Source organism: uncultured Ferrovibrio sp., assembly GCF_937960835.1.
In the GTDB taxonomy this organism is placed as follows: Bacteria; Pseudomonadota; Alphaproteobacteria; order Ferrovibrionales; family Ferrovibrionaceae; genus Ferrovibrio.
Genome location: NZ_CALGPC010000001.1, coordinates 132,708 through 152,591 on the forward strand (window position 1 = coordinate 132,708; position 19,884 = coordinate 152,591).

Annotated in this window: 19 protein-coding genes and 2 pseudogenes; 7 read left to right on the plus strand and 14 right to left on the minus strand. The window is 63.5% G+C overall.

Features of this window, described 5'->3' with window-relative positions:
* The first annotated feature begins 93 nt into the window (after window positions 1-93).
* Window positions 94-1,362: an alpha/beta fold hydrolase gene (locus Q0603_RS00680; RefSeq protein WP_298720514.1), complete on the plus strand. Its 1,269-nt coding sequence runs from the start codon at window positions 94-96 to the stop codon at window positions 1,360-1,362.
* 470 nt (window positions 1,363-1,832) lie between these two features.
* Here Q0603_RS00680 and Q0603_RS19295 read toward each other — a convergent pair.
* The 7 genes and pseudogenes from Q0603_RS19295 to groES form a co-directional block, all read right to left on the minus strand.
* Window positions 1,833-2,015: pseudogene (locus Q0603_RS19295) on the minus strand (hypothetical protein); the annotation flags it as partial.
* Between the two features lie 10 nt (window positions 2,016-2,025).
* Window positions 2,026-2,199 carry a DUF5131 family protein gene (locus tag Q0603_RS19300; protein WP_366132430.1) on the minus strand — a complete coding sequence of 58 codons (174 nt, stop codon included), beginning with the start codon at window positions 2,197-2,199 and terminating at the stop codon, window positions 2,026-2,028.
* 453 nt (window positions 2,200-2,652) lie between these two features.
* The gene (locus Q0603_RS00685) at window positions 2,653-3,138 is read right to left on the minus strand and encodes a PAS domain-containing protein (RefSeq protein ID WP_298720517.1); all 486 of its coding nucleotides are present in this window, start codon (window positions 3,136-3,138) and stop codon (window positions 2,653-2,655) included.
* Between the two features lie 249 nt (window positions 3,139-3,387).
* On the minus strand, window positions 3,388-4,851 hold the full coding sequence (locus tag Q0603_RS00690) for a methyl-accepting chemotaxis protein (RefSeq protein ID WP_298720520.1): 1,464 nt from the start codon (window positions 4,849-4,851) through the stop codon (window positions 3,388-3,390).
* Window positions 4,848-5,393, minus strand: a complete 546-nt coding sequence (locus Q0603_RS00695) for a PAS domain-containing protein (protein ID WP_298720523.1) — start codon at window positions 5,391-5,393, stop codon at window positions 4,848-4,850. Before Q0603_RS00695 ends, Q0603_RS00690 begins: the two co-directional genes overlap by 4 nt.
* Before the next feature lie 269 nt (window positions 5,394-5,662).
* A complete protein-coding gene (groL, locus tag Q0603_RS00700; protein WP_298720526.1) occupies window positions 5,663-7,306 on the minus strand; it encodes a chaperonin GroEL in 1,644 nt (547 codons plus the stop codon).
* A 47-nt stretch (window positions 7,307-7,353) separates the two neighbouring features.
* Window positions 7,354-7,668: a co-chaperone GroES gene (gene groES, locus Q0603_RS00705; protein ID WP_298720529.1), complete on the minus strand. Its 315-nt coding sequence runs from the start codon at window positions 7,666-7,668 to the stop codon at window positions 7,354-7,356.
* A gap of 285 nt (window positions 7,669-7,953) precedes the next feature.
* On the opposite strand from groES, the gene Q0603_RS00710 reads away from it, so the two are divergent.
* From Q0603_RS00710 to Q0603_RS00730, 5 genes are all read left to right on the plus strand, one after another.
* Window positions 7,954-8,388: a hypothetical protein gene (locus Q0603_RS00710; protein WP_298720532.1), complete on the plus strand. Its 435-nt coding sequence runs from the start codon at window positions 7,954-7,956 to the stop codon at window positions 8,386-8,388.
* Window positions 8,389-8,559: 171 nt separating this feature from the next.
* Window positions 8,560-8,802, plus strand: coding sequence for a hypothetical protein (locus Q0603_RS00715; RefSeq protein WP_298720535.1), 243 nt, complete (start codon window positions 8,560-8,562; stop codon window positions 8,800-8,802).
* Window positions 8,803-8,905: 103 nt separating this feature from the next.
* Window positions 8,906-9,292, plus strand: coding sequence for a PaaI family thioesterase (locus Q0603_RS00720; protein WP_298720537.1), 387 nt, complete (start codon window positions 8,906-8,908; stop codon window positions 9,290-9,292).
* Between the two features lie 16 nt (window positions 9,293-9,308).
* Window positions 9,309-10,466 (plus strand): alanine racemase, encoded by a 1,158-nt coding sequence (locus Q0603_RS00725; protein WP_298720540.1) that lies wholly within the window; start codon window positions 9,309-9,311, stop codon window positions 10,464-10,466.
* A gap of 65 nt (window positions 10,467-10,531) precedes the next feature.
* On the plus strand, window positions 10,532-12,247 hold the full coding sequence (locus Q0603_RS00730; protein WP_298720543.1) for a PAS domain-containing sensor histidine kinase: 1,716 nt from the start codon (window positions 10,532-10,534) through the stop codon (window positions 12,245-12,247).
* Window positions 12,248-12,256: 9 nt separating this feature from the next.
* Here Q0603_RS00730 and Q0603_RS00735 read toward each other — a convergent pair whose 3' ends face one another.
* From Q0603_RS00735 to rsmI, 7 genes and pseudogenes are all read right to left on the minus strand, one after another.
* The gene (locus Q0603_RS00735) at window positions 12,257-13,060 is read right to left on the minus strand and encodes a CocE/NonD family hydrolase (RefSeq protein ID WP_298720546.1); all 804 of its coding nucleotides are present in this window, start codon (window positions 13,058-13,060) and stop codon (window positions 12,257-12,259) included.
* A gap of 19 nt (window positions 13,061-13,079) precedes the next feature.
* Entirely contained in the window at window positions 13,080-14,207 is a 1,128-nt protein-coding gene (locus Q0603_RS00740) for a DUF2336 domain-containing protein (RefSeq protein WP_298720549.1), read from the minus strand.
* A 270-nt stretch (window positions 14,208-14,477) separates the two neighbouring features.
* Window positions 14,478-15,434, minus strand: a complete 957-nt coding sequence (gene gshB / locus Q0603_RS00745) for a glutathione synthase (RefSeq protein WP_298720552.1) — start codon at window positions 15,432-15,434, stop codon at window positions 14,478-14,480.
* A 30-nt stretch (window positions 15,435-15,464) separates the two neighbouring features.
* Window positions 15,465-16,289: a transglutaminase-like domain-containing protein gene (locus Q0603_RS00750; protein WP_298720554.1), complete on the minus strand. Its 825-nt coding sequence runs from the start codon at window positions 16,287-16,289 to the stop codon at window positions 15,465-15,467.
* Between the two features lie 14 nt (window positions 16,290-16,303).
* A complete protein-coding gene (locus Q0603_RS00755) occupies window positions 16,304-16,882 on the minus strand; it encodes a BON domain-containing protein (protein WP_298720557.1) in 579 nt (192 codons plus the stop codon).
* An 87-nt stretch (window positions 16,883-16,969) separates the two neighbouring features.
* Window positions 16,970-17,310 (minus strand): annotated as a pseudogene (locus tag Q0603_RS00760) (YraN family protein); the annotation flags it as partial.
* Between the two features lie 20 nt (window positions 17,311-17,330).
* Complete coding sequence (rsmI, locus tag Q0603_RS00765) at window positions 17,331-18,266, minus strand: 16S rRNA (cytidine(1402)-2'-O)-methyltransferase (RefSeq protein WP_298720559.1); 936 nt, start codon at window positions 18,264-18,266, stop codon at window positions 17,331-17,333.
* A gap of 49 nt (window positions 18,267-18,315) precedes the next feature.
* Between rsmI and Q0603_RS00770 the strand changes: the two genes are divergently transcribed.
* Entirely contained in the window at window positions 18,316-19,776 is a 1,461-nt protein-coding gene (locus Q0603_RS00770; RefSeq protein ID WP_298720561.1) for a penicillin-binding protein activator, read from the plus strand.
* Window positions 19,777-19,884: the final 108 nt, after the last annotated feature.

A 19,884-nucleotide genomic window follows, 5' to 3' on the forward strand; every position in this document is an offset into this window, starting at 1 on the left:
AGCGCCCGCGTTTTTCCGCTCATTTCGCACTGCAGCGGCCGTTATAGTTGGCTTGATAATTGGCTTGGGTCGCACGTCAGGGGAGGAAGCGTCATGGAAAGCCGCAAGGTCGATTTCGAAGGATCGCTGGGCGCGAAGCTGACCGCGCGGCTGGAAATGCCGGAAGGCGATTCCGCGCCGGTTGCCTTTGCGCTGTTCGCCCATTGCTTTACCTGCAGCAAGGACACGCCGGCGGCGGTGAAAGTCTCGCGCGCCTTGGCCGCGCGCGGCATCGCCGTGCTGCGCTTCGACTTCACAGGTTTAGGCGGCAGCGGCGGCGATTTCGCCAGCACGAATTTTTCCTCCAACGTGGCCGACCTGATCGCCGCGGCGGATTACCTGCGGCAAACGCATCGGGCGCCGAGCCTGCTGATCGGGCATAGCCTGGGCGGGGCAGCCGTGCTGGCCGCCGCAGGACATATCGAAGAGGCCAGGGCCGTGGTGACCATTGGCGCGCCCTTCGATGCAGCCCATGTGGAGCATCACTTCCTCGATGCCCTGCCCGAGATCGAGCAGAAGGGCGAGGCCACAGCCACACTGGGCGGGCGGCAGTTCACCATCCGCAAACAGATGCTGGAGGATCTGCGCCAGCAGAAGCAGAAGGACCGCATCGCGCAGCTTCGCCGCGCGCTCTTGGTGATGCATGCGCCGGCGGATGGCGTGGTGGGCATCGACAATGCGGCACAGATTTTCACCACGGCGAAGCATCCGAAAAGCTTCGTCTCGCTGGACAATGCCGATCATTTCCTAAGCCGCGCGGCGGATGCGGACTATGCGGCGCATGTGATTGCCGCCTGGGCCTCGCGTTACCTGCCCGATGCGGCCTCGGCCGCGATGAGAGACGCGAAAGCAGTGGCGCGCGCAGCCGAAGACACAGGGGCCGCGACCGAGTCGGGCGTTGTGGTGGAGGAAACCGGCCAGGGCCTGTTTCAGCAGCGCATCCGCATTGGCCGCCATGTGATCATGGCCGACGAGCCGCAGAGCATGGGCGGCCTCGATTCAGGCCCGGCGCCGTATGATCTGCTGGCGGCGGCGCTTGGCGCCTGCAAGGCGATGACCATGCGGCTTTATGCCAACCGCAAGAATCTGCCGCTGACCCGGACGCGGGTGCATGTGGTGCACGACCGCATTCATGCGAAGGACTGCGCCGATTGCGAAACCAAAGACGGCCATATCGACGAGTTCCGCGTGGCGATCACGCTGGACGGCGCGCTGACCGATGAGCAGCGCGCGCGGGTGCTGGAGATTGCCGACAACTGCCCAGTGCACCGGACGCTGGAGGGGGAGGTGCGGGTGAGGAGTAAAGGTACTGCTGGTGGATAGGTGATCGTACAGTCGTTTGTGACAGTTATTCGTCTTTTCTTTTTCCAAGAAACAGAGGGAAAAAAACTTTTTTGCATTTTCATCCGGATCGTATCCCCAACTGTTATAGTATTGGCCTTGCGTCGAACACCGCCCATAGATGTAATGACCTCTAAATCCGGGTTCTCTATAATTGCAGTATGAACATCGTCTGCATGAGCAGGCGTCGCGTTATAAATCTCTTCATAAAATGCTTCGACACCTACGGCGTCTCCGAGATCAGTTACTAAACGTGGAATATCATCGAGTAACTGTCGTTTAGCCGCCTCTCTTCCAGAGACATCAAACAAGTACAAAGAACCATTTTCGTGCTCCGGGTCGTATGCGAGCATATTTAACCCAGAACGACCAAAGTGCGCTTGACTACTAGCGTTGTCATGCAAAACGTTATTGTAGACTTGGCGGGCTCTATATGAATTCGCAAAATGTATTAGCCAATATCTCCACCCATCGGGATTATTGATTGAGAATGGGCTTACAAAAGGCGCACCCCCTTTAAACGCCTCGAACACCAATTTCTCCGCTGCCCCCAACCATGAATTACGGCTCATATGCTCATTTAAAGATTCAAGGTCTTTGGTGGAGAAATCTAAGTGTCTTAACTGCTTCGCCACCGCATTGGGATCAGACTTCTGATACGCTTTTGCGAACTAGGCCAGAGTATTTCTGAACATTCATAGCCTCTAGCCGCCTCGCCATTTCTATAGCGTAGCAGTTCGTGCACCCCGCAGTGATGATCGAACAACCAGCAACTGGATTCCAAGTTGCGTCGGTCCACTCAATTTGCGTCTCAGCCATGATTATTTCCGCGCTTAAAATTGCTTCACCACGCTTTCATGCGCCGCGAAGCATTAAACCTCTCTCAACGCGGGTCTGCTCCCTCTGCCCCTATCTTCGGAGAATAACCCCTAAGGGTAGTAGAATTCTAGCGTGAGCCCGCAATGATTGCATACGGCATTATGCCGACCGGGAACATTTATCAAGCGGCAGCTAAAAGGCCACACCGTGAAGCGTTGAAGATCTCCGACAGACGACAAAAAAGGGCGCCGCGATGGGCGCCCTTTTTGCGTGAGCCCCCCGGGCCAAGCCCCGGGGGGACGATGAAGATATTGGAATAGCAAATGTATGAGTGACGGCGGCCGGACGAAGCGGCGCTGTTGAGCGATGCGGTGTGCTGTGCGCTCGGCCGCATGAAACAGGTGGCGCGTCGCCGCATCAGCGTGTCGCCAGATTCAGCGCGCGAAACTGAAATCAGGTGCGGTAGATGCCGCACAGGAACATGTTGATGTCCTCGCCGGTATCGGAGAGCGGCAGGATCAGGCGTTCGAAATGCCAGTAGCTGCCGTCCTCGCCGATCAGCGTGAGATGGTCGCAGCGCGGCGCGCGTTCCTTCAGCGCCTCGACATATTGCTGCTCGATCAGGCGCGCGACTTCAGGCGTGCGGATGTCGGCGGGCGTCTTGCCGGTCAGGCTCTGGCCGTGAATCTCCTCCACGTCGCTGCCGGCCAGGCGGTAGCGGAATTGCGGCCCGGGCAGCACGTCGACCAGATAGATGTTGGGCAGCATCGGCCCCAGCTCGATCGGATCGATGTCCCTGCGCGAGGGGAAGCGCCGGCCGCCCCGCTTCTGCGACCAGTAATGATGCAGGTGCACGAGCTGCATCCGGCAGGCGCGGCCCTCCTGTCCGCAGCGCTGGCAGGTCGGAGGCAGGGGAGAAGCGGTGATCATCTCGTTCATCGGGGAATTCAAAACCCTTCTTAGTTGCATTCATATGACCGGGTTTTTCGCAGACTGACAAACAAAAAGTGCCGATGGTCACAATTAAGAAATTGAAACTCAATGCAATTTTCTGGAAATAACGTTATCGACCCGATCATATATGGAGTTTTGCTCCGCAGGCGGAGAGCACCCGCAGCAGTAGTGCATTTCCGGATGGGCCTTACCGGAAGGGCCGATCATTTGGGAAGCTGACTCACAAGACGCGTGTCACTGCGCGGGACTGGGCACGGGTGATTGCGGCACGGCTGATTGGAGCGCGGGCGATTGGAGCGCGGCCTGCTCCGGCAGTGTCTGCTCTGAAGCCGCCAGCGCATCGAGGCGGAAGAAGGCAACCACCTTCGACAGTTCCTCGGCCTGATCGGCAAGCTGCTGCGCCAGGGTCGCGGTCTGCTCGACCAGACTGCCGTTGCGCTGCGTCATCTCATCGAGCTGCGCCACCGCGATATTGATCTCGTCCAGGCCAGCCGATTGCTGCTGGCTGGCGGTGGCGATGTCGGCGACGATGTCCTGCACCTTGTCCACGGCGGCGACGATCTCGTCCAGCGAGCCGCCGGTCTGCTTCACAAGCCCGGCGCCGAAACGGACCTGGCGGTCGGATTCCTCGATCAGCCCCTTGATGTCTTTGGACGCCTTGGCCGAACGCTGGGCCAGCGCGCGCACTTCCTGCGCAACAACGGCAAAGCCCTTGCCCGCCTCGCCCGCCCGCGCCGCTTCAACGCTTGCATTCAACGCGAGCAGGTTGGTCTGGAACGCGATCTCGTCGATCAGCGTAACGATGTCGGCGATCTTGCTGGCGCTGGCTTCGATCTGCTCCATCGCCGCAATGGCCTCGCGCACGACGCTGCCGCCGGTGGCCGCGATGTCGCGCGCCGCCACTGCGAGACGCGTTGCTTCCTGCGCATTGTCGGCATTCTGCTTCACCGCGACGGTGACTTGGTGCATCGAGGCGGCGGTCTGCTCCAGCGCGGTGGCCTGGCTTTCGGTGCGCACCGCCAGATCGCGGCTGCCGGTAGAAATCTCCTGCGAGGTCTGGCGCACGATGGCGACGTTGCGCGCCAGGGCATGGGCAACGTCGCGCATGATCTCAATCGTGCGGTTGGTGTTGCGCTTCAGCTCGCCGAAGATGCCGCCATAATCGCCGTCGATCTGCGTTCTGATCTCGCCATGGGCCAGCGCACTGATCGCGGCAGCGACCTTGGCGATCACGCTGCCACTGCGCGCGATCAGCGTGTTCACGCTCTCAGCCAACTGGCGCATCGCGCCCTCGCGGCCCATCAGCGACAGGCGGCCGTCGAGATTGCCGGCGGCGGCGGCTTCCACCAGCGCGGTGGTTTCCGCCTGCAGCTTCTCGGCCGCTTCGGCATTGCGCGCCATCACGTCGCGCGCGCCATTGATCGCCACCGCGCCGGCGCGGAACTGCCCCGCCATGCCGGTCAGCAGGAACGGCCGGTAGTATTTGCCTTCCGCCGCATAGGCCATGGCGGCGCTGGATTCACGGATATAAGCGTCGGTCAGATCGAGCAGCCGGTTGAACGCCGTCAGCGTCGGCGCCAGATCGCCGTAGCGTTCCAGATGCAGGATGCGGCCGGAAAGATCGCCGCGCGCGGCCTGGGCGCAGAGCGCGTCGATCTCCCGCAAGGCGTCGCGGTGACGGCGGGCGGAGAAAATCATGCCGCGGTCTCCATGTGCGACGCCGCCAGCCCGAGCACGAAGCGGTCGTAATCGAGACCAAGCCCAGCCAGCGCATCCTCCAGTACGGCAATGCCGGCCTGCAGGCCTGCCTTGCGGTCGTCATGGCGCTCTTCTTCGGCGCGGATCTTGTGATACAGCGGCTCGACGGTGGCGATTGCTTCGCGCGCCGGGCAGCGGCGGTTGGAATGATAGCCGTCGATGCGGCCCTGGCCGTCGAAGCTGGGCGTGACATGCGCCAGCACCCAGTAGTAGTCGCCGTTGCGCGCCAAGTTCTTCACATAGGCGAAGATCTCCTTGCCCTCTTGGATGCGCTGCCAGAGAAGATGAAAGACGGCGCGCGGCATGTCGGGGTGGCGGATCAGGCTGTGCGGCTGGCCGAGCAGTTCGGCCTCGCTGTAGAGGCTGACGCGGCAGAAAACGTCGTTCACATAGGTCATCCAGCCGCGGCTGTCGGTCTTGCTGACAATGATCTCGTCCGCCTGGAAGGTGCGCTCGCGCTGCGTTGGCACTGGCCGTCTCATGGCTACTCCCCTTGAAGTTGTAGCGGCATACGGATCAATGCTGAAAATCCGCCCGCCGGCGTTATTCGTGGCGGGCATTCGTGGCCGCATTACTCAACCCCGGCATTGATCGAGAGCAAAAACCCCCGACAAAGCCGGAGCAGCCTCTGAAAGCGATGCGCCAGCCCCAGCCAGCAGGGACTACGCGGCGCGGCCTGAAAAACGGCCAAAAAGAAAAAGGCCCGGGATCGCTCCCGGGCCTCTCCTGTCTCCAGGAATGGAGGACGGACTTAGAAGTCCATGCCGCCCATGCCGCCCATGCCGCCCGGCGCACCGGCAGCGGGGGTCTTCGGCTCGGGCTTGTCGGCAACCATGGCCTCGGTGGTGATCAGCAGGCCGGCCACCGAAGCGGCACCCTGCAGAGCCACGCGGACAACCTTGGCCGGATCGATCACGCCGGCCTTGACCAGGTCGGTGTACTCTTCGGTCTGGGCGTTGAAGCCCCAGTTGGTGTCCTTCGACTCGAGCAGCTTGCCGGCCACCACGGCGCCGTCGACGCCGGCATTCTCGGCGATCTGACGGACCGGAGCCTGCAGGGCGCGGCGGATGATTTCCACGCCATGCTTCTGGTCGCTGTTCTCGCAACGCACCTTGTCGATGGCGCGGGTGGCATAGAGCAGAGCGGTTCCGCCGCCCGGAACGATGCCTTCCTCGACCGCGGCGCGGGTCGCATGCAGCGCGTCGTCAACGCGATCCTTGCGCTCCTTCACCTCAACCTCGGTGGCGCCGCCGACGCGGATGACGGCAACGCCGCCAGCCAGCTTGGCCAGACGCTCCTGCAGCTTCTCACGGTCGTAGTCCGAGGTGGTCTCCTCGATCTGCGCCTTGATCTGGGCGCAGCGGGCGTCGATGTCCTTCTTCTTGCCAACGCCGCCGACGATGGTGGTGTTTTCCTTGTCGATGGTGACCTTCTTGGCCGAGCCCAGCATCTGGAGCGTGACGCTCTCCAGCTTGATGCCGAGGTCTTCCGAGATCAGCTGGCCGCCAGTGAGGATGGCGATGTCTTCCAGCATGGCCTTGCGGCGGTCGCCAAAGCCAGGCGCCTTGACGGCAGCGACCTTCAGGCCGCCGCGCAGCTTGTTGACCACGAGCGTGGCCAGCGCTTCGCCTTCGACGTCTTCCGCGATGATCAGCAGCGGACGGCCCGTCTGCACGACGGCTTCGAGCACCGGCAGCATCGACTGCAGGCCCGACAGCTTCTTCTCATGCAGCAGGATGTAGGGGTTCTCCATCTCGCAGATCATCTTCTCTGCGTTGGTGATGAAGTACGGCGACAGGTAGCCGCGGTCGAACTGCATGCCTTCGACGACGTCCAGCTCGGTCTCCAGGCTCTTCGCCTCTTCCACCGTGATGACGCCTTCGTTGCCGACCTTCTCCATCGCCTTGGCGATCATCTCACCGATCTCGGTGTCGCCGTTGGCGGAGATGGTGCCGACCTGGGCCACTTCCTTCGAGCCGGCGATCTTCTTGGCGCGGGCCTTGATGTCCTCGACGACCTTCTCGACGGCCAGATCGATGCCGCGCTTCAGATCCATCGGGTTCATGCCCGCGGCAACGGCCTTGGCGCCCTCGCGGACGATGGCCTGGGCCAGCACGGTGGCGGTGGTGGTGCCGTCGCCGGCCTGGTCATTGGCCTTCGAGGCAACCTCGCGCACCATCTGGGCGCCCATGTTCTCGAACTTGTCGCCAAGCTCGATTTCCTTGGCGACCGTCACACCGTCCTTGGTGATGCGGGGGGCGCCGAAGGACTTGTCGATCACGACGTTGCGGCCCTTCGGGCCAAGCGTGACCTTGACGGCATCGGCGAGGATGTCGACGCCGCGCAGCATGCGGGTGCGGGCATCGGCGCCGAACTTGACGTCTTTCGCAGCCATTTCTTCTTCTCCTTGGCTAAACGGAAACTGTTAAGAGGCTGGCTCTATCAGGCAGCCTTCGACTTCTTGGCGGCGCCCTCGATGACGCCCATGATATCGGACTCCTTCATGATCAGGAGCTCTTCGCCATCGAGCTTCACTTCGGTGCCGGACCACTTGCCGAACAGGACGCGGTCGCCGACCTTCACATCCAGCGGCTGAACCTTGCCGGTCTCATCCCGGGCGCCCGGGCCGACGGCGATGACTTCACCCTGCATCGGCTTCTCCTTGGCGGTATCCGGGATGATGATGCCGCCAGCGGTGCGCTCTTCTTCAGCCACGCGCTTCACCACCACGCGGTCATGCAGCGGACGAAACTTCATGCGATCCTCCATAAGTTCTGTCGCATAGAGTAGATAGGAAATTCGGGGAAACCCGCCAAAATCAAAGACTTACCCCCTGATCGCGGCGAGTTGTTAGCACTCCCGGGAGGAGAGCGCCAGACACCTAAGCACGGGAGGGGGCAGTGTCAAGGAGGGGGTGCCCCTGAATCTGCGACAAATTCCATAATTAAAATGCACCCCTGCCCTAAAGACAGCAGGACCGCAACCAAGAATTGCTCGCAAAAATATATATTGTCCTGTATAGTAAATATATATGGTGGCAAGATGGTAACCCGGAAAGAATACCTCGAGAAGCTGCTGGCCGACTCCTACAAAAAAGAGAATGACGGAGAGGAGAATGTCGCGCGCAGCCTGCCCTTCTTTGCAGCATCTCTGGCACTGCTGGCCGCCACGCTCGGCGCCATTCGAACTGAAGCGCCTCCTCTGGATATCACAAGGGAATCCTTAGTCTTTTGGATCCTCATAGCGCTGATATTCGTCGCCATAGGATTTGTTCTGTTTCATCTGTACCAAGCCGTTCGCCCAAGATCTTTTAAGTATCTCTCCAAGAATCTGAACTCGTCGAATATTCTATTCGGCTGGAAGAGTACTATACGAATTGCCCTCCTTCCGGACAGACGATCGATGACGCCGTCATCGGGGATCTTCGAGAAAATCTCATCAAGCAATACGCCACGTCGACGGAGAATAATCGCATAATCAATTCCGAGCGGTCCCTCGACAGGGGACGCGCTGCCTCAGCCCTTATCGTCGGAATTGCGCTCGCATTTATTCTCATTGGCGCTATTTTGATTAACAAGACTGGAATATTCGAGCATTCGCCCCTTGGTGAAGGGGCTGAGGTACCTATAGACCCGCCGGAGGCGCCAAATGCTACAATCCCGAAAGCCGATGCCGCCGGCAATGCGGCTCGTCGAGAAAGGGGCGTGGGGCTGGAACGAGAAGATTCTGCGCCGTGATGACAAGGGAGAATACTCCCTCGCGGAAAAAAGCGAGAAGCCGCAACCAGCGCAGCCTGCCACCTCCACAACGCCTATAACACCGACCAAGCCAACAGCTCCTGAAACTCAAACCGTAGTGAAGGGCGGCTATACCGGTGAAAAGAAGAGTTAGCGACTAAGCCCCGCCTAGCTCAAATTTGATGTGCAATGGACCCAACAGGCTTGTGATCCGTTCACTTGCTTCATCTCAATATTTTGCAACGCTGCGATAACCGATGCAGCAATATGCCCTGCCGTTTTCCGAGCTGATGGGCCTGAAGCTGGTGGAGGTCACGCCCGAGCGGGTGGTGGCCGAACTGCCGGTGCGGGCCGAGCTTTGCACCCGCCCCGCCGTTCTGCATGGCGGCGCGATGATGGCCTTCGCCGACACTTTGGGCGCCATCGGCACGGTGGCCAATCTCAGGGACGGCGCCAGCACGACCACGATCGAAAGCAAGACCAACTTCTTCGCCGCGATCCCGCAGGGCGATGTGGCGAAGGCGGAATGCACCCCACTGCATCGCGGCCGCACCACCATGGTCTGGCAGACCAAGATCAGCCGCGGCGACGGCAAGCTCTGCGCCATCGTCACGCAGACGCAGATGGTGCTGCCTGCGCGGTGAGTGTATGAAGGCTGCCATGACGACGCCCGCCACGACTCTTGCCGATCTGCCGACCCCCGTCCTGCTGCTGGACCGCCAGCGGCTGCTGGGCAACATCGCCCGCATGCAGGGGCGGGCAAAAGAACTGGGCGTGACCTTGCGTCCGCATATGAAGACGGCGAAATCGGCCAAGGTGGCCGAGCTTGCCGTCGGCGCCGGCGGACCGGTCACCGTCTCTACCCTGGCCGAAGCCGCCTATTTCCTGCGCCATGGCTTTCGCGACATCACCTATGCGGTGCCGGTTTCGCCCAGCAAGCTGGAGCAGGCCGCAGCACTGATCCGCGACGGCGCCGATCTGAAGCTGATCACCGACCATGTCGATGTGGCGCGCGCGATCGCCGCCAAGGGCACGGCTGTGGGCGTGACATTTCGCGTGCTGATCAAGATCGATACCGGGCTTGGCCGCGCCGGCATCGCGCCGGACGCGCCGGAATTGCTGCCGCTTGCGGACGCACTGTCGCAGCCGGGCGCGGAGCTTGCCGGCGTGCTGACCCATGCCGGCCATTCCTATCATGCCAAAAGCATCCCAGAGATCCGCGCCATCGCCGAGCTTGAACGCGCAGGCGTGGTCAAAGCCGCCACGCGGCTGCGCGAAGCAGGTTATGCCTGTCCCATCGTCAGCGTCGGCTCAACGCCAACAGCCTTGCATGCCGAGCATCTGGATGGCGTCACCGAGATGCGGCCGGGGAATTTCGTTTTCTTCGATGTGTTTCAGGTCGGCGTCGGCTCCTGCCGCATGGAGGATGTCGCCGTCTCCGTGCTGGCCAGCGTGGTCGGGCATCATCGCGGCCGCAATCATCTGCTGATCGATGCGGGCGGCCTGGCGCTGTCGAAGGATGTCGGCGCCAATGAGCACCGGCCGGGTACCGGTTATGGTCTGGTCTGCCGGGCGGAGGAGCCGCTGCCGCTGCCCGCGCTGTCAGTTTACGACGTGCATCAGGAGCATGGCCTGATCGGCGGCCCGGACAGCGCGGTGCTTGATTTCAATGCTTTCCCGCCGGGTGGGCGCCTGCGCATCCTGCCGAACCATTCCTGCATGACGGCAGCAATGTATGACCGCTATTACGTCACCGAATACGGGCAGGATGGCCGTGTGGCTGTCGTAGCGGAATGGGACCGCATTAACGGCTGGTAATCGGAAATTTACCTGCATACCCGCCGCCGTTTCAGGTTGATTAGTCGGTGGGGGATAACGGGGTTATGCAGGACGACCTTTCACTACAGCCGGGCGGCGCCGCGGCGCTTACAGCCTCGCCAGACGGCCACAAATCTGCGCTGGGCAGCTTCCGCCATGTGTTGCCCATCAACATGGCCGTCACGGTAGGAGTTTCCAGCCTCGCAACCCTGCTGCTGCTGCCGGCCTTGCCGGGGCCATGGATTGCGCTGTGGTGGGGCGCCCATATGGCCGTCACCATCCTGATGGTGCTGCGCTGGCGGCGAAACTGGCGATGGCCCGGCGTCGACTTCGTCATCTCGACCCTCTCCGGCCTGATCTGGGGGGCGGGCGCGCTGTTCCTGCCGCATCTGAGCCAGCAGCATCAGGTGCTGCTGCTGATGATCGCCGCCGGCATGGTGGCCGGGTCTTCGGCGACGCTGGCGACGATACCGTATGCTGCCGTCTTCTACATCCTGGGCACCGGCCTGCCCTATATCGGCTTCATGCTGCTGGAAGGCGGCACGCATAATGTCATCACTGCGCTGCTGGGCATCATCTTCATCGGCGCGATGCTGATGACCAACCGCATCGTCCATGCCGTGATCCGGCGCAGCAGAAGCCTGCGGCAGGAGAATACCGAACTCTACGAGCGCATCCGCGCAGCCCAGCGCGAATTGCTGGACATCGCCGAAAGCAGCGAGGCCTTTGCCTTCTGCGATGCCGACGGCCGGCTGCAGATGTGGAACCGCCGCTTCCCTGATCTGCTGGGATTGCCGGAGGACAAGCTGCAGCGCGGCCTGCCTTTGGCAGAGATACTGGCCAAGGCCGGCCTGCCGGAGACGATCCTGCAGCCGCCGCCAGACAGCGATGGTCCCATTGCGCTGCCCAGCGAGCGGTGGCTGCGCAGCCGCCTGACCCGGACCCCGCAGGGCGGCTATCGCGTGGTGCTGCTGGACATCACGGACCAGCATATCGCCAGCATGCGCCTGCAGGCGCAGAATGCGCGGCTGGAAGAGCTGTTCCGCGAAGTGTCGCATGCGCGCGACACGGCTTTGCGCGCCAATCAGGCGAAGACCACCTTCCTCGCCAATATGAGCCATGAACTGCGCACGCCGCTGAACGCCATCATCGGCTTTTCCGACATCGTGCAGCAGAAGATGTTCGGGCCGAACTCGCCGAAATATGACGAATACGTGCGCGACATCAACGAAAGCGCGCAGCATCTGCTGTCGATCATCAACGACATTCTCGATCTGGCCCGCATCGAAGCAAACCAGATCGTGCTCAACGAGACGCCGGTGGATCTGGACGAGGAGATCGCCACCTGCATGCGGCTGGTCTCGCAGCAATTCGGCCGCGGGCCGGGCACCATCCTGATCGACCTGGCCTCCGACCTGCCGCAGCTCAAGGCGGATGCGCGGCTGATCCGCCAGATCCTGCTGAACCTGATGGCCAATGCGGTGAAATTCTCGCCGGCCGGCATGCCGATCGAGGCTGGCGCCAGGCGCAACGAAAAGAACGAGATCGAATTGTGGGTACGCGATCATGGCATCGGCATTGCGCCGGCCGATCAGGCCCGCATCTTCGAGCCGTTCGAGCAGGCCGACATGCAGCTCAGCCGCAAATATGGCGGCATCGGGCTTGGCCTGTCGCTGGTGCGCGCCTTCGTCTCCGCCCATCAGGGCCGCGTGGCCGTCGAAAGCGCGCTTGGCCGCGGCACCTGCTTCATCGCCACCTTCCCGGCCGGGCGCACGCTTTAGCTTAAGCGCCTACCAGCTAAAGCCAAGCTGATGCAAAAAGGCGTCGACCGCCGATTGCCACACCGCCGGATGGTCGAACAGGTGATGGCCATCGCCGTTGTCCAGCGGCGCGAAGAGATAGAGCTGCGCCTCGCCGCCCGCGCCTGTAAAGCTGTCATGCCAGCGGCGGATCGCAGCCGGATCTAAGATGCTGTCATTCTCGGCATAGAGCCAGAGTGTTGGCGCAACCGCGCTGCCGCCTGCGCGGGCGAAGACCTCGCGATTGAAGTCCTCGATCATGCCGCATTCGGCGATCCAGCCGCCGGAGAAATTGATGCCACCGACCACGCCATGCGGCTGCTGGCCCGCATAGGCGATGCTGAGGATGCCGCCGCGCGACTGGCCCGCCACCAGGATGCGGCCGCCATCGACGTCTTCGCGCCGGCGCATGTAGGAAACCACCGCATCGAGATCATCGAGCGCATGGCGCAGGCCGCCGGCCAGCTTCAGCGGATCGCGGTCGTAGCCTTCGACATAATCGCCTTCCGATGCGCCGCGTCCGCGCCGCATCGGCGCCAGGAAGGCGAAGCCGCGTGCCAGAAAGAAGCGCGCCTGGATATCGAATGTCTGCACCAGTCGCGGCGGAATCGCGCCGGGGCCGGTGGAGCCGTGATTGAAGATGATGAGCGGCGGGCGTTCGATGCCGAACGGCCGGTAGAAGGATGCGGTCAGATTGAACGGGCGGCCGAGGGCTTCGCACTGCACATGGCTGGGGATCAGCAGCGTCTCCCCCAGCAACACATCCGCCGGCAATGCTATCGACGGAGCCGTCATGCCGCGCCTTATCCAGCGCTCAGGCCGCCATTCGTTGCGCCGCCTGGGCGCGTGAGCGGCGGCGTTCCAGCCAGCGCTGTTCCTGCTTGTCCCACAGCTCAGGGAATTCGGAGAGAATACGGTCGACCACCGCTTCGACATAGAAGGCGCGGTCCGCCGCCGAAACACCAAGCTGATAGCCGCGCGACATCTCCACCACGGCGGCCACCATGGCGAAATAGTCCGGCGGCAGGGCGGCGCGCTGATAGATTGCGCGCAGGCCGCGGCCGCCCGGATCGTGAATCAGCAATTGCGCATTGCGCAGCGGGATGGAGCAGATCTGCGCCAGTGCCTGTTCGAAGAAGGCAAGATCGCCACCGGCGATGGCGCGCAGCACGAGCGAGACGGTGAGCTGGTTGCGCCGGTGCAGATCGGCGACGAGATCGGCCAATGCTGGCGGCGCCGCGCCCTCGCCCAGCATGCCGAGCAGCGCGCGCTCGCGCAGCTGCATCATCATGTCGGCGGCCATGGAAGGCGGAATCTGATAACGCGCGATCAGCGCCTCACGCATTGCATCGGAGACCTGCGCGATCAGGCGGGCGGCGATCTTGGGCGGCATGCGCGGATGCCGCGCCAGCGCCTCGCCGACGGCGCGGCTGTCGCTGAAGCGGTCCAGCGCGCGCTCCATCATCATGGCATTCACGGCGGCGCCGGGATTGCCGAGCAGGCGGGCCACGGCGGGCTCAGCCCCATGGGTGACCAGCGCATCGGCCAGCGGCGCGGAAACCCGCGCGCGGCTGGCGATGGCGGTCTGATGCTGCGGCGAGACAGCCTGCAGCATCTGGATCAGATCGGCATCGGAAAAGACCGGCGAATACTGCAGCACCGGCATGGCGACCGTTGCCACATCGCGCGCCAGCCGCAGGGCGATGTCGCGCGGCAAATCGGGGGAGTCCTTCAGGTGCTCGGCGAGCTGCTGGCGCACCATCTGCTCGGCATCGCGCGCCAGGGCGGCGATGATGGCATGGGCGAGCTGACGTTCGGTGGCGGTCAGCTTCTGGCCGGTGAAGGCATGGGCGACTTTCGCGGCCGTGTCGGCACGGGCCGCGGGCGATGGATCCGCCAGCAGCCGCTCGACATCCTGAATGCTGAGAAATGCCCCGGACACGAAGCTCCGTCCCCCTTCGCGCTGGCGGCGGACAATAGCACCGCAATTCGAAATGTCACGTAAAGAGTTGCGCGCCGCCGCAACCATCGATGCGGCGCGGCGGAATTAACCATGCGATGCGCACAGCGGTATGCATCACCTGCCTATACAAGCGGCAACCAACAGCAGTCGCATGCCGCAGCGGCAGCGTTTACCCTGCGGCGGCTGCGCAGATTCTGATCAATTCCTGCAAGCTTGAAGGCGGGAGGAGCCGCCTTGCGCCATCGCTGCTTACGCCATCACCCGGCGCGACAGCGCGTCTTCGATGGCGTCCCAGATTTCGGCTTCGAGCTGCACGCCGTCAAAGCGGTTGATCTGCTGGATACCGGTCGGCGAGGTGACGTTGATCTCGGTAAGATAGCCGCCGATCACGTCGATGCCGACGAAGATCAGGCCCTCGCGCTTCAGATGCGGGCCGATGATCTCGCAGATCTCCTGCTCGCGGGCGGTCAGCGTGGCCTTCTCCGGGCGGCCGCCGACATGCATGTTGGAGCGCGCCTCGCCCTTGGCCGGCACGCGGTTGACCGCGCCGGCCGGGCGGCCGTCGATCAGGATGATGCGCTTGTCGCCCTCGCGCACCTCGGGCAGGTATTTCTGCACGATCACCGGCTCGCGCGACAGCTTGGTGAACATCTCCAGCAGCGAGCCGAGATTCTCGTCATCGGGCTTGAGATGGAACACGCCGGCGCCGCCATTGCCGAACAGCGGCTTGAGAATGATGTCCTGATGCTCGGCGCGGAAGGCCTTGATCGCTTCCATGTCAGACGAGATCAGCGTCGGCGGCATCACGCCGTCGAAATGCGTCACATACAGCTTCTCCGGCGCGTTGCGCACGGCAACCGGGTTGTTCACCACCAAAGTCTTGGGATGGATATGCTGCAGGATATGCGTGGCAGTGATGTAGGCCATGTCGAAGGGCGGATCCTGGCGCATCAGCACCACGTCCATCTCCGCCAGATCGATCAGCTCGGCCTCGCCCAGCGTGTAGTGATTGCCGCGCTCGAGCCGCAGCTGCATGGCGCGCGCGCGCGCCAGCACGCGGCCATCGCGAAAGCTGAGATCCTTGGGCAGGTAATGCCACAGCACGTTGCCGCGGCGCTGCGCCTCAAGGCCGAGCATGAAGGAACTGTCGCCGTCGAAATCGATATGCTCGATGGGGTCCATCTGGATCGCCACCTTGAGAACCATGGCGCAGTCCTTCTCGTGCTATGGTGAGGCCTAATTCAATTGGCGCCGAATGTGCCGCAGGAACGCCTCGGCCTCAAGGCTTGCCGCCTCATTGCCCGCCAGCATGAGAAAACGCTCGGTGGCGGCGATGGACTGGCGGATGCGGCCGAGCCGCCCTTCGACGACGCCCAATTCACGCCACGCAGCAGCAAAATTGGGCGCCACCAGCAGCATGCGGCGCAGGATCTCAGCCGCGCGCTCGATCTGTCCGGCGCGCCAGGCGCGCGCCTTGATGTTGTTCTGCAGGCGCAGCAGCACCTCGCGGCCGGAAATCGGCCGCAGATGCTCGGGCAGCACCTGATCGCCCTGGCCGAGCTGGCGCAGCAGTTCGTTCATCTCCGGTGGCGCCGCGATGCGGCCGCCATGGAAGGGATCGAGCACCAGCGCGCCATCCTCGCCTTCGATGCGGATCAGGAAATGGCCGGGAAAATCGAGGCCGGCGACCGGCCAGGATTGCGCCTTGGCGGCATAGATGTAGAGGATGCCTAAGCTGACCGGCAGGCCGAGGCGGCGGTCGATGACGCTGACCAGATCGGCATTCTGCGGATCGTCATAGGTTTCGCTGTCGCCGCGATAGCCGAATTCGACGCCGAGCACCGCCGCCATCGCCATGGCGCGCGGCACCACTTCGGGGCCGGCATCGATGCGGCTGAGCGCCGCGGCGATTTCGTTCAGATGGCGGCGATAGGGTGCCAGATCGAGATTCGGCCGATCGAGGGCAGCGAGCAGCAAGGCCGCCTCGCCGACATCGATGCCATCGTCGGGGGCGGCGCCGAAAGCCTTGAGAGCCGTTTCGATCGCCGCCTGATCCGTCATGCGCGCCTGCGGGATTACACGGGGCGGCGGCGCGGATCGGTCTTCAGCCAGACATGACTGACGACGCGGCGGACGCCACTGATGGTGCGCGCATAATCGGTCACCCGGGTCAGTTCCTCTTCGTCCTGCGCCAAGCCGATCAGATAGACCACGCCATTCACCGTCTCGATCGAGTAATTGATGTCGACGATGTCGCGGTCGCCGGCGATCTTGAAGCGCAACTGGCTGGAAATCCAAGTATCATTGGCGTAATCGAGCACATCGCCCGAGGCTGTAACCTGCACTTCGTTGATCACTTCCTGGATGCGGTCGGATGCCGCCCAGGCAAGCCGTGTCGCCTCATCGCGCGAGAATTCGGTGCCGACCACGCCGGTCAGCAGCACGCGGCCCTCATAGACGGTGACCGACAGCTTGCGCCAAAGATATTGGTTCTCCTTGAGCAGCTTATCGTTGATCAGCAACTGGATGCCCTTGTCATTCGCCGCGTTCTTCGCGCCGCGCTCCTCGGCGGCGGCAATGCCGGCGGCGGCGCCGGCACCGATAGCAACACCCCAGCAGCCGCTTAGGACCGGCGCAGCGGCGAGAAGAAGCACAAGTGCAAAAATCTGGGTCGCCGGCCGAGAGCAGGACCGGTGGGCGGAACGGATAGGACGCACGCAAGAACTCCCTGTGATGGACCTTCAAGCCAGATCGAGCCGCCACGCATCCGGAATATGGCGCGGAAAACGGCCAGGAACCAACAAAGCCGCATCAAACCGGAGCGCCAGGCTGCCTGCATCGGGCTGACGGCTCAAGAATACCGCAGACGCGCCGGCAATGCGACGGCGTTGCAGCGGCTGAGCCGCCTCGGCTGCGGCAGCTAAACCCGCGCGGCATTTCACCCTGACCGCCGCCAGCACGCGGCCGCGGCGCGCCAGCAGATCGATTTTGCCAGCCGGATGGCGCCCAGTTGCGGGTCAGGATGCGATAGCCTTTTCAGCCACAACCACAGCCACAACGCGGCAAGCGCTTCGCCGCGCCGGCCGCCGCAGCCGTTCGACCCTAGTCCCCTCCTGCACCAGGGCCGGAATCCTGATCGCCGGCGTCGCGCAATTGCAGGGCGCGGGCATAGACCTGCTTGCGCGGCAGGCCAAGCGCACCGGCGACCTCATCGACCGCCTGACGCAACGGCGCATCCTGCATGGCGGCGCGTAAGGCATCGTCCAGATCCGCCGCCGTCGCAGCAGCATCCTCTGCCGGCGGGCCGATCACCAGCGTGACCTCGCCCTTCGGCGGGCCATGCTCGTCATAATAAGCTGCCAGGTCGGCCAGGCTGCCGCGCCGCACCTCTTCGAATTTCTTCGTCAATTCGCGCGTCACCGCGGCTTCGCGCGCCTCTCCCAGCACCCTGGCCATGCTGGCCAGGCTTTCGGGCAGGCGCTGCGCGCTTTCCAGCAGCACCAGCGTGGCGCGCAGCGGTTTCAGCTCGGCCAGCCATTTTTCGCGCGCGGCGGCCTTGGGCGGTGGAAAGCCCGCAAACAGAAAACGGTCGCTGGGCAGGCCGGACAGGCTCAGGCCCGTCAGCACGGCAGAGGCGCCGGGCAGGGCCGTGACATGAATGCCGGCGGCAACGCAGTCGCGCACCAGCTTGTAGCCGGGATCGGAAATCAGCGGCGTGCCGGCATCGGAGACCAGCGCGACAATGGCGCCGGACTGCAGCTTGTGCAGCAGCTGGGGCCGCACTTTCGCCGCATTGTGTTCGTGGTATGGAAACAGGGTCGCCTGAATGCCGTAGCGTTTCAGAAACGGCCCGGTCACGCGGCTATCCTCGCAGGCGACCAGATCGGCACGCTTGAGCAGCGCCAGAGCGCGCAGCGTGATGTCGGCGGCGTTGCCGATGGGGGTGGCCACCAGATATAAGCCGGGAGTGAATTGCGCCGCATCCGGCCCGGTCAGGATTGCATCGGGCGGCGGCTGGATCGGGTCTGTCATGGGCATCGGAATGTGCAGCGTCAGTTACCTTAGTGCGGGGCGTTCCGCAAAGTCCATGGCGGCGGGATGGTGGCTGCCCGTCTTATTGCTCCTGCTGCTGGCATTGACCGGCTGCCAAAGCGGCCCGCAGACACGCGGCGGATTGCCCGGCCTGTTCGGCGGCGCGCCGCAGCGCATTGCGCCCGGCCCCGGGGCCGGCACCGCTGCGGCACAGGTGAATACGCCACCCGGTGCCATCCCGCCGCTTTTGCAGGCGCCGCGCCCAGCCATGCCATCCGACAGCATCGAAACCATGCCGCTGCCGGGCATTGCCGCGCCGACCCTGATGGCGCCCGATGGCGCCGCCGTGGTGCGCATCGGCTTCCTTGCGCCGCTGTCCGGCCCCCATGCGGGGCTGGGCCGCGCCCTGTTCGAGGCGGCGCAGATGGCGCTGTTTGATCTGGCCGACGACCGCATCGTGCTGCTGCCGCGCGACACTGAAGGCATGCCGGAAAAAGCCGCCAATGCTGCGGCCGAAGTGATCGCAGAAGGCGCGCAACTGATCATCGGGCCGCTTTTCTCCAGCGAGGCAGCCGCCGTCCGCCCGGTGGCGCAGATGCGCGGCGTCAAGGTGCTGAGCTTCTCCACCGACCGCAGCGTCGCCGGCAATGGCGTTTATCTGCTGGGCTTCATGCCGGATCAGCAGGTGCGGCGGGTGATGACCTATGCGCGCAACCAGGGCATGACGCGCTTTGCCCTGCTGGCGCCGGATTCCCCTTATGGCGATGCCGTCGCGCAGGCCGCCGCAGCCACTGCAGCGGAAACCGGCCTGTCGCTGCTGCGTCAGGACCGCTATGCCTCCGATACCGCCGATCTGACGCCGGTGGTGCGGCGGTTTGCCAATGGCCTGCGCGCCCTGCCGCATGCCGCCGGCGCAGCGAATCCCGCAATATTGCCGGGTACTGGATTGCCTGGCCCTGGATTGCCCGGCACTGGCTCCGCCCCAGGCGCTGCTTCTGGTGCCACACCTCCTGCCGACCCTGAGGGTCTGAGCCGCCCGGTGGATGCCGTGCTGCTGCCTGAAGGCGGTGCGCGGCTGCGCGCCCTGGCGCCGCTGCTGCCCTTTTTCGATATCGATCCGCGCGCGGTGAAATTCCTTGGCACCGGCCTGTGGGATGATGCCGGCCTGGGATCCGAGCCCGCCCTGGTGGGTGGCTGGTATGCCGGCCCGTCGCCGGAGGGCTTTGCCGATTTCGCCCGCCGCTTTGAGCAGGCTTTCGGCCGCCGGCCGCCCCGGCTTGCCAGCCTGGCCTATGATGCAACCGCTTTGGCCGGCATCCTCGCCAAGCAGGAAGACGGGACTATGTTCAGCGAAGAGATGCTGACGAACCCCGACGGATTTGCCGGATATGACGGCATTTTCCGCTTCCGCAGCGACGGCCTGGTGGATCGCGGCCTGGCCGTGCTGGAAATCCAGCGCCGCGGCAGCCGCGTCATCGATCCGGCGCCGGCCAGTTTCCAGCCGCCGGTCAACTGATCCCCTCATCCTCTGGGAGATCCTCTGGAAGCAATGGAATCCTTGGGCTGGCTATTCTCAGGAATACTACTTTTGCGTATTTTTGATTGCGTCCCGTTCTAGTACAGT

Bases quoted from the DNA above. Each gene is read 5' to 3' on its own strand.
- groL (WP_298720526.1), bottom strand. From the start codon at position 7,306: ATGGCTGCGAAAGACGTCAAGTTCGGCGCCGATGCCCGCACCCGCATG.
- Q0603_RS00730 (WP_298720543.1), top strand. From the start codon at position 10,532: ATGCAGGACGACCTTTCACTACAGCCGGGCGGCGCCGCGGCGCTTACA.
- Q0603_RS00725 (WP_298720540.1), top strand. From the start codon at position 9,309: ATGACGACGCCCGCCACGACTCTTGCCGATCTGCCGACCCCCGTCCTG.
- Q0603_RS00750 (WP_298720554.1), bottom strand. From the start codon at position 16,289: ATGACGGATCAGGCGGCGATCGAAACGGCTCTCAAGGCTTTCGGCGCC.
- gshB (WP_298720552.1), bottom strand. From the start codon at position 15,434: ATGGTTCTCAAGGTGGCGATCCAGATGGACCCCATCGAGCATATCGAT.
- Q0603_RS00770 (WP_298720561.1), top strand. From the start codon at position 18,316: ATGGCGGCGGGATGGTGGCTGCCCGTCTTATTGCTCCTGCTGCTGGCA.
- Q0603_RS00735 (WP_298720546.1), bottom strand. From the start codon at position 13,060: ATGACGGCTCCGTCGATAGCATTGCCGGCGGATGTGTTGCTGGGGGAG.
- Q0603_RS00690 (WP_298720520.1), bottom strand. From the start codon at position 4,851: ATGATTTTCTCCGCCCGCCGTCACCGCGACGCCTTGCGGGAGATCGAC.
- Q0603_RS00715 (WP_298720535.1), top strand. From the start codon at position 8,560: ATGCTACAATCCCGAAAGCCGATGCCGCCGGCAATGCGGCTCGTCGAG.
- rsmI (WP_298720559.1), bottom strand. From the start codon at position 18,266: ATGCCCATGACAGACCCGATCCAGCCGCCGCCCGATGCAATCCTGACC.
- Q0603_RS00695 (WP_298720523.1), bottom strand. From the start codon at position 5,393: ATGAGACGGCCAGTGCCAACGCAGCGCGAGCGCACCTTCCAGGCGGAC.
- Q0603_RS00685 (WP_298720517.1), bottom strand. From the start codon at position 3,138: ATGAACGAGATGATCACCGCTTCTCCCCTGCCTCCGACCTGCCAGCGC.
- Q0603_RS00680 (WP_298720514.1), top strand. From the start codon at position 94: ATGGAAAGCCGCAAGGTCGATTTCGAAGGATCGCTGGGCGCGAAGCTG.
- Q0603_RS00720 (WP_298720537.1), top strand. From the start codon at position 8,906: ATGCAGCAATATGCCCTGCCGTTTTCCGAGCTGATGGGCCTGAAGCTG.
- Q0603_RS19300 (WP_366132430.1), bottom strand. From the start codon at position 2,199: ATGGCTGAGACGCAAATTGAGTGGACCGACGCAACTTGGAATCCAGTT.
- groES (WP_298720529.1), bottom strand. From the start codon at position 7,668: ATGAAGTTTCGTCCGCTGCATGACCGCGTGGTGGTGAAGCGCGTGGCT.
- Q0603_RS00710 (WP_298720532.1), top strand. From the start codon at position 7,954: ATGGTAACCCGGAAAGAATACCTCGAGAAGCTGCTGGCCGACTCCTAC.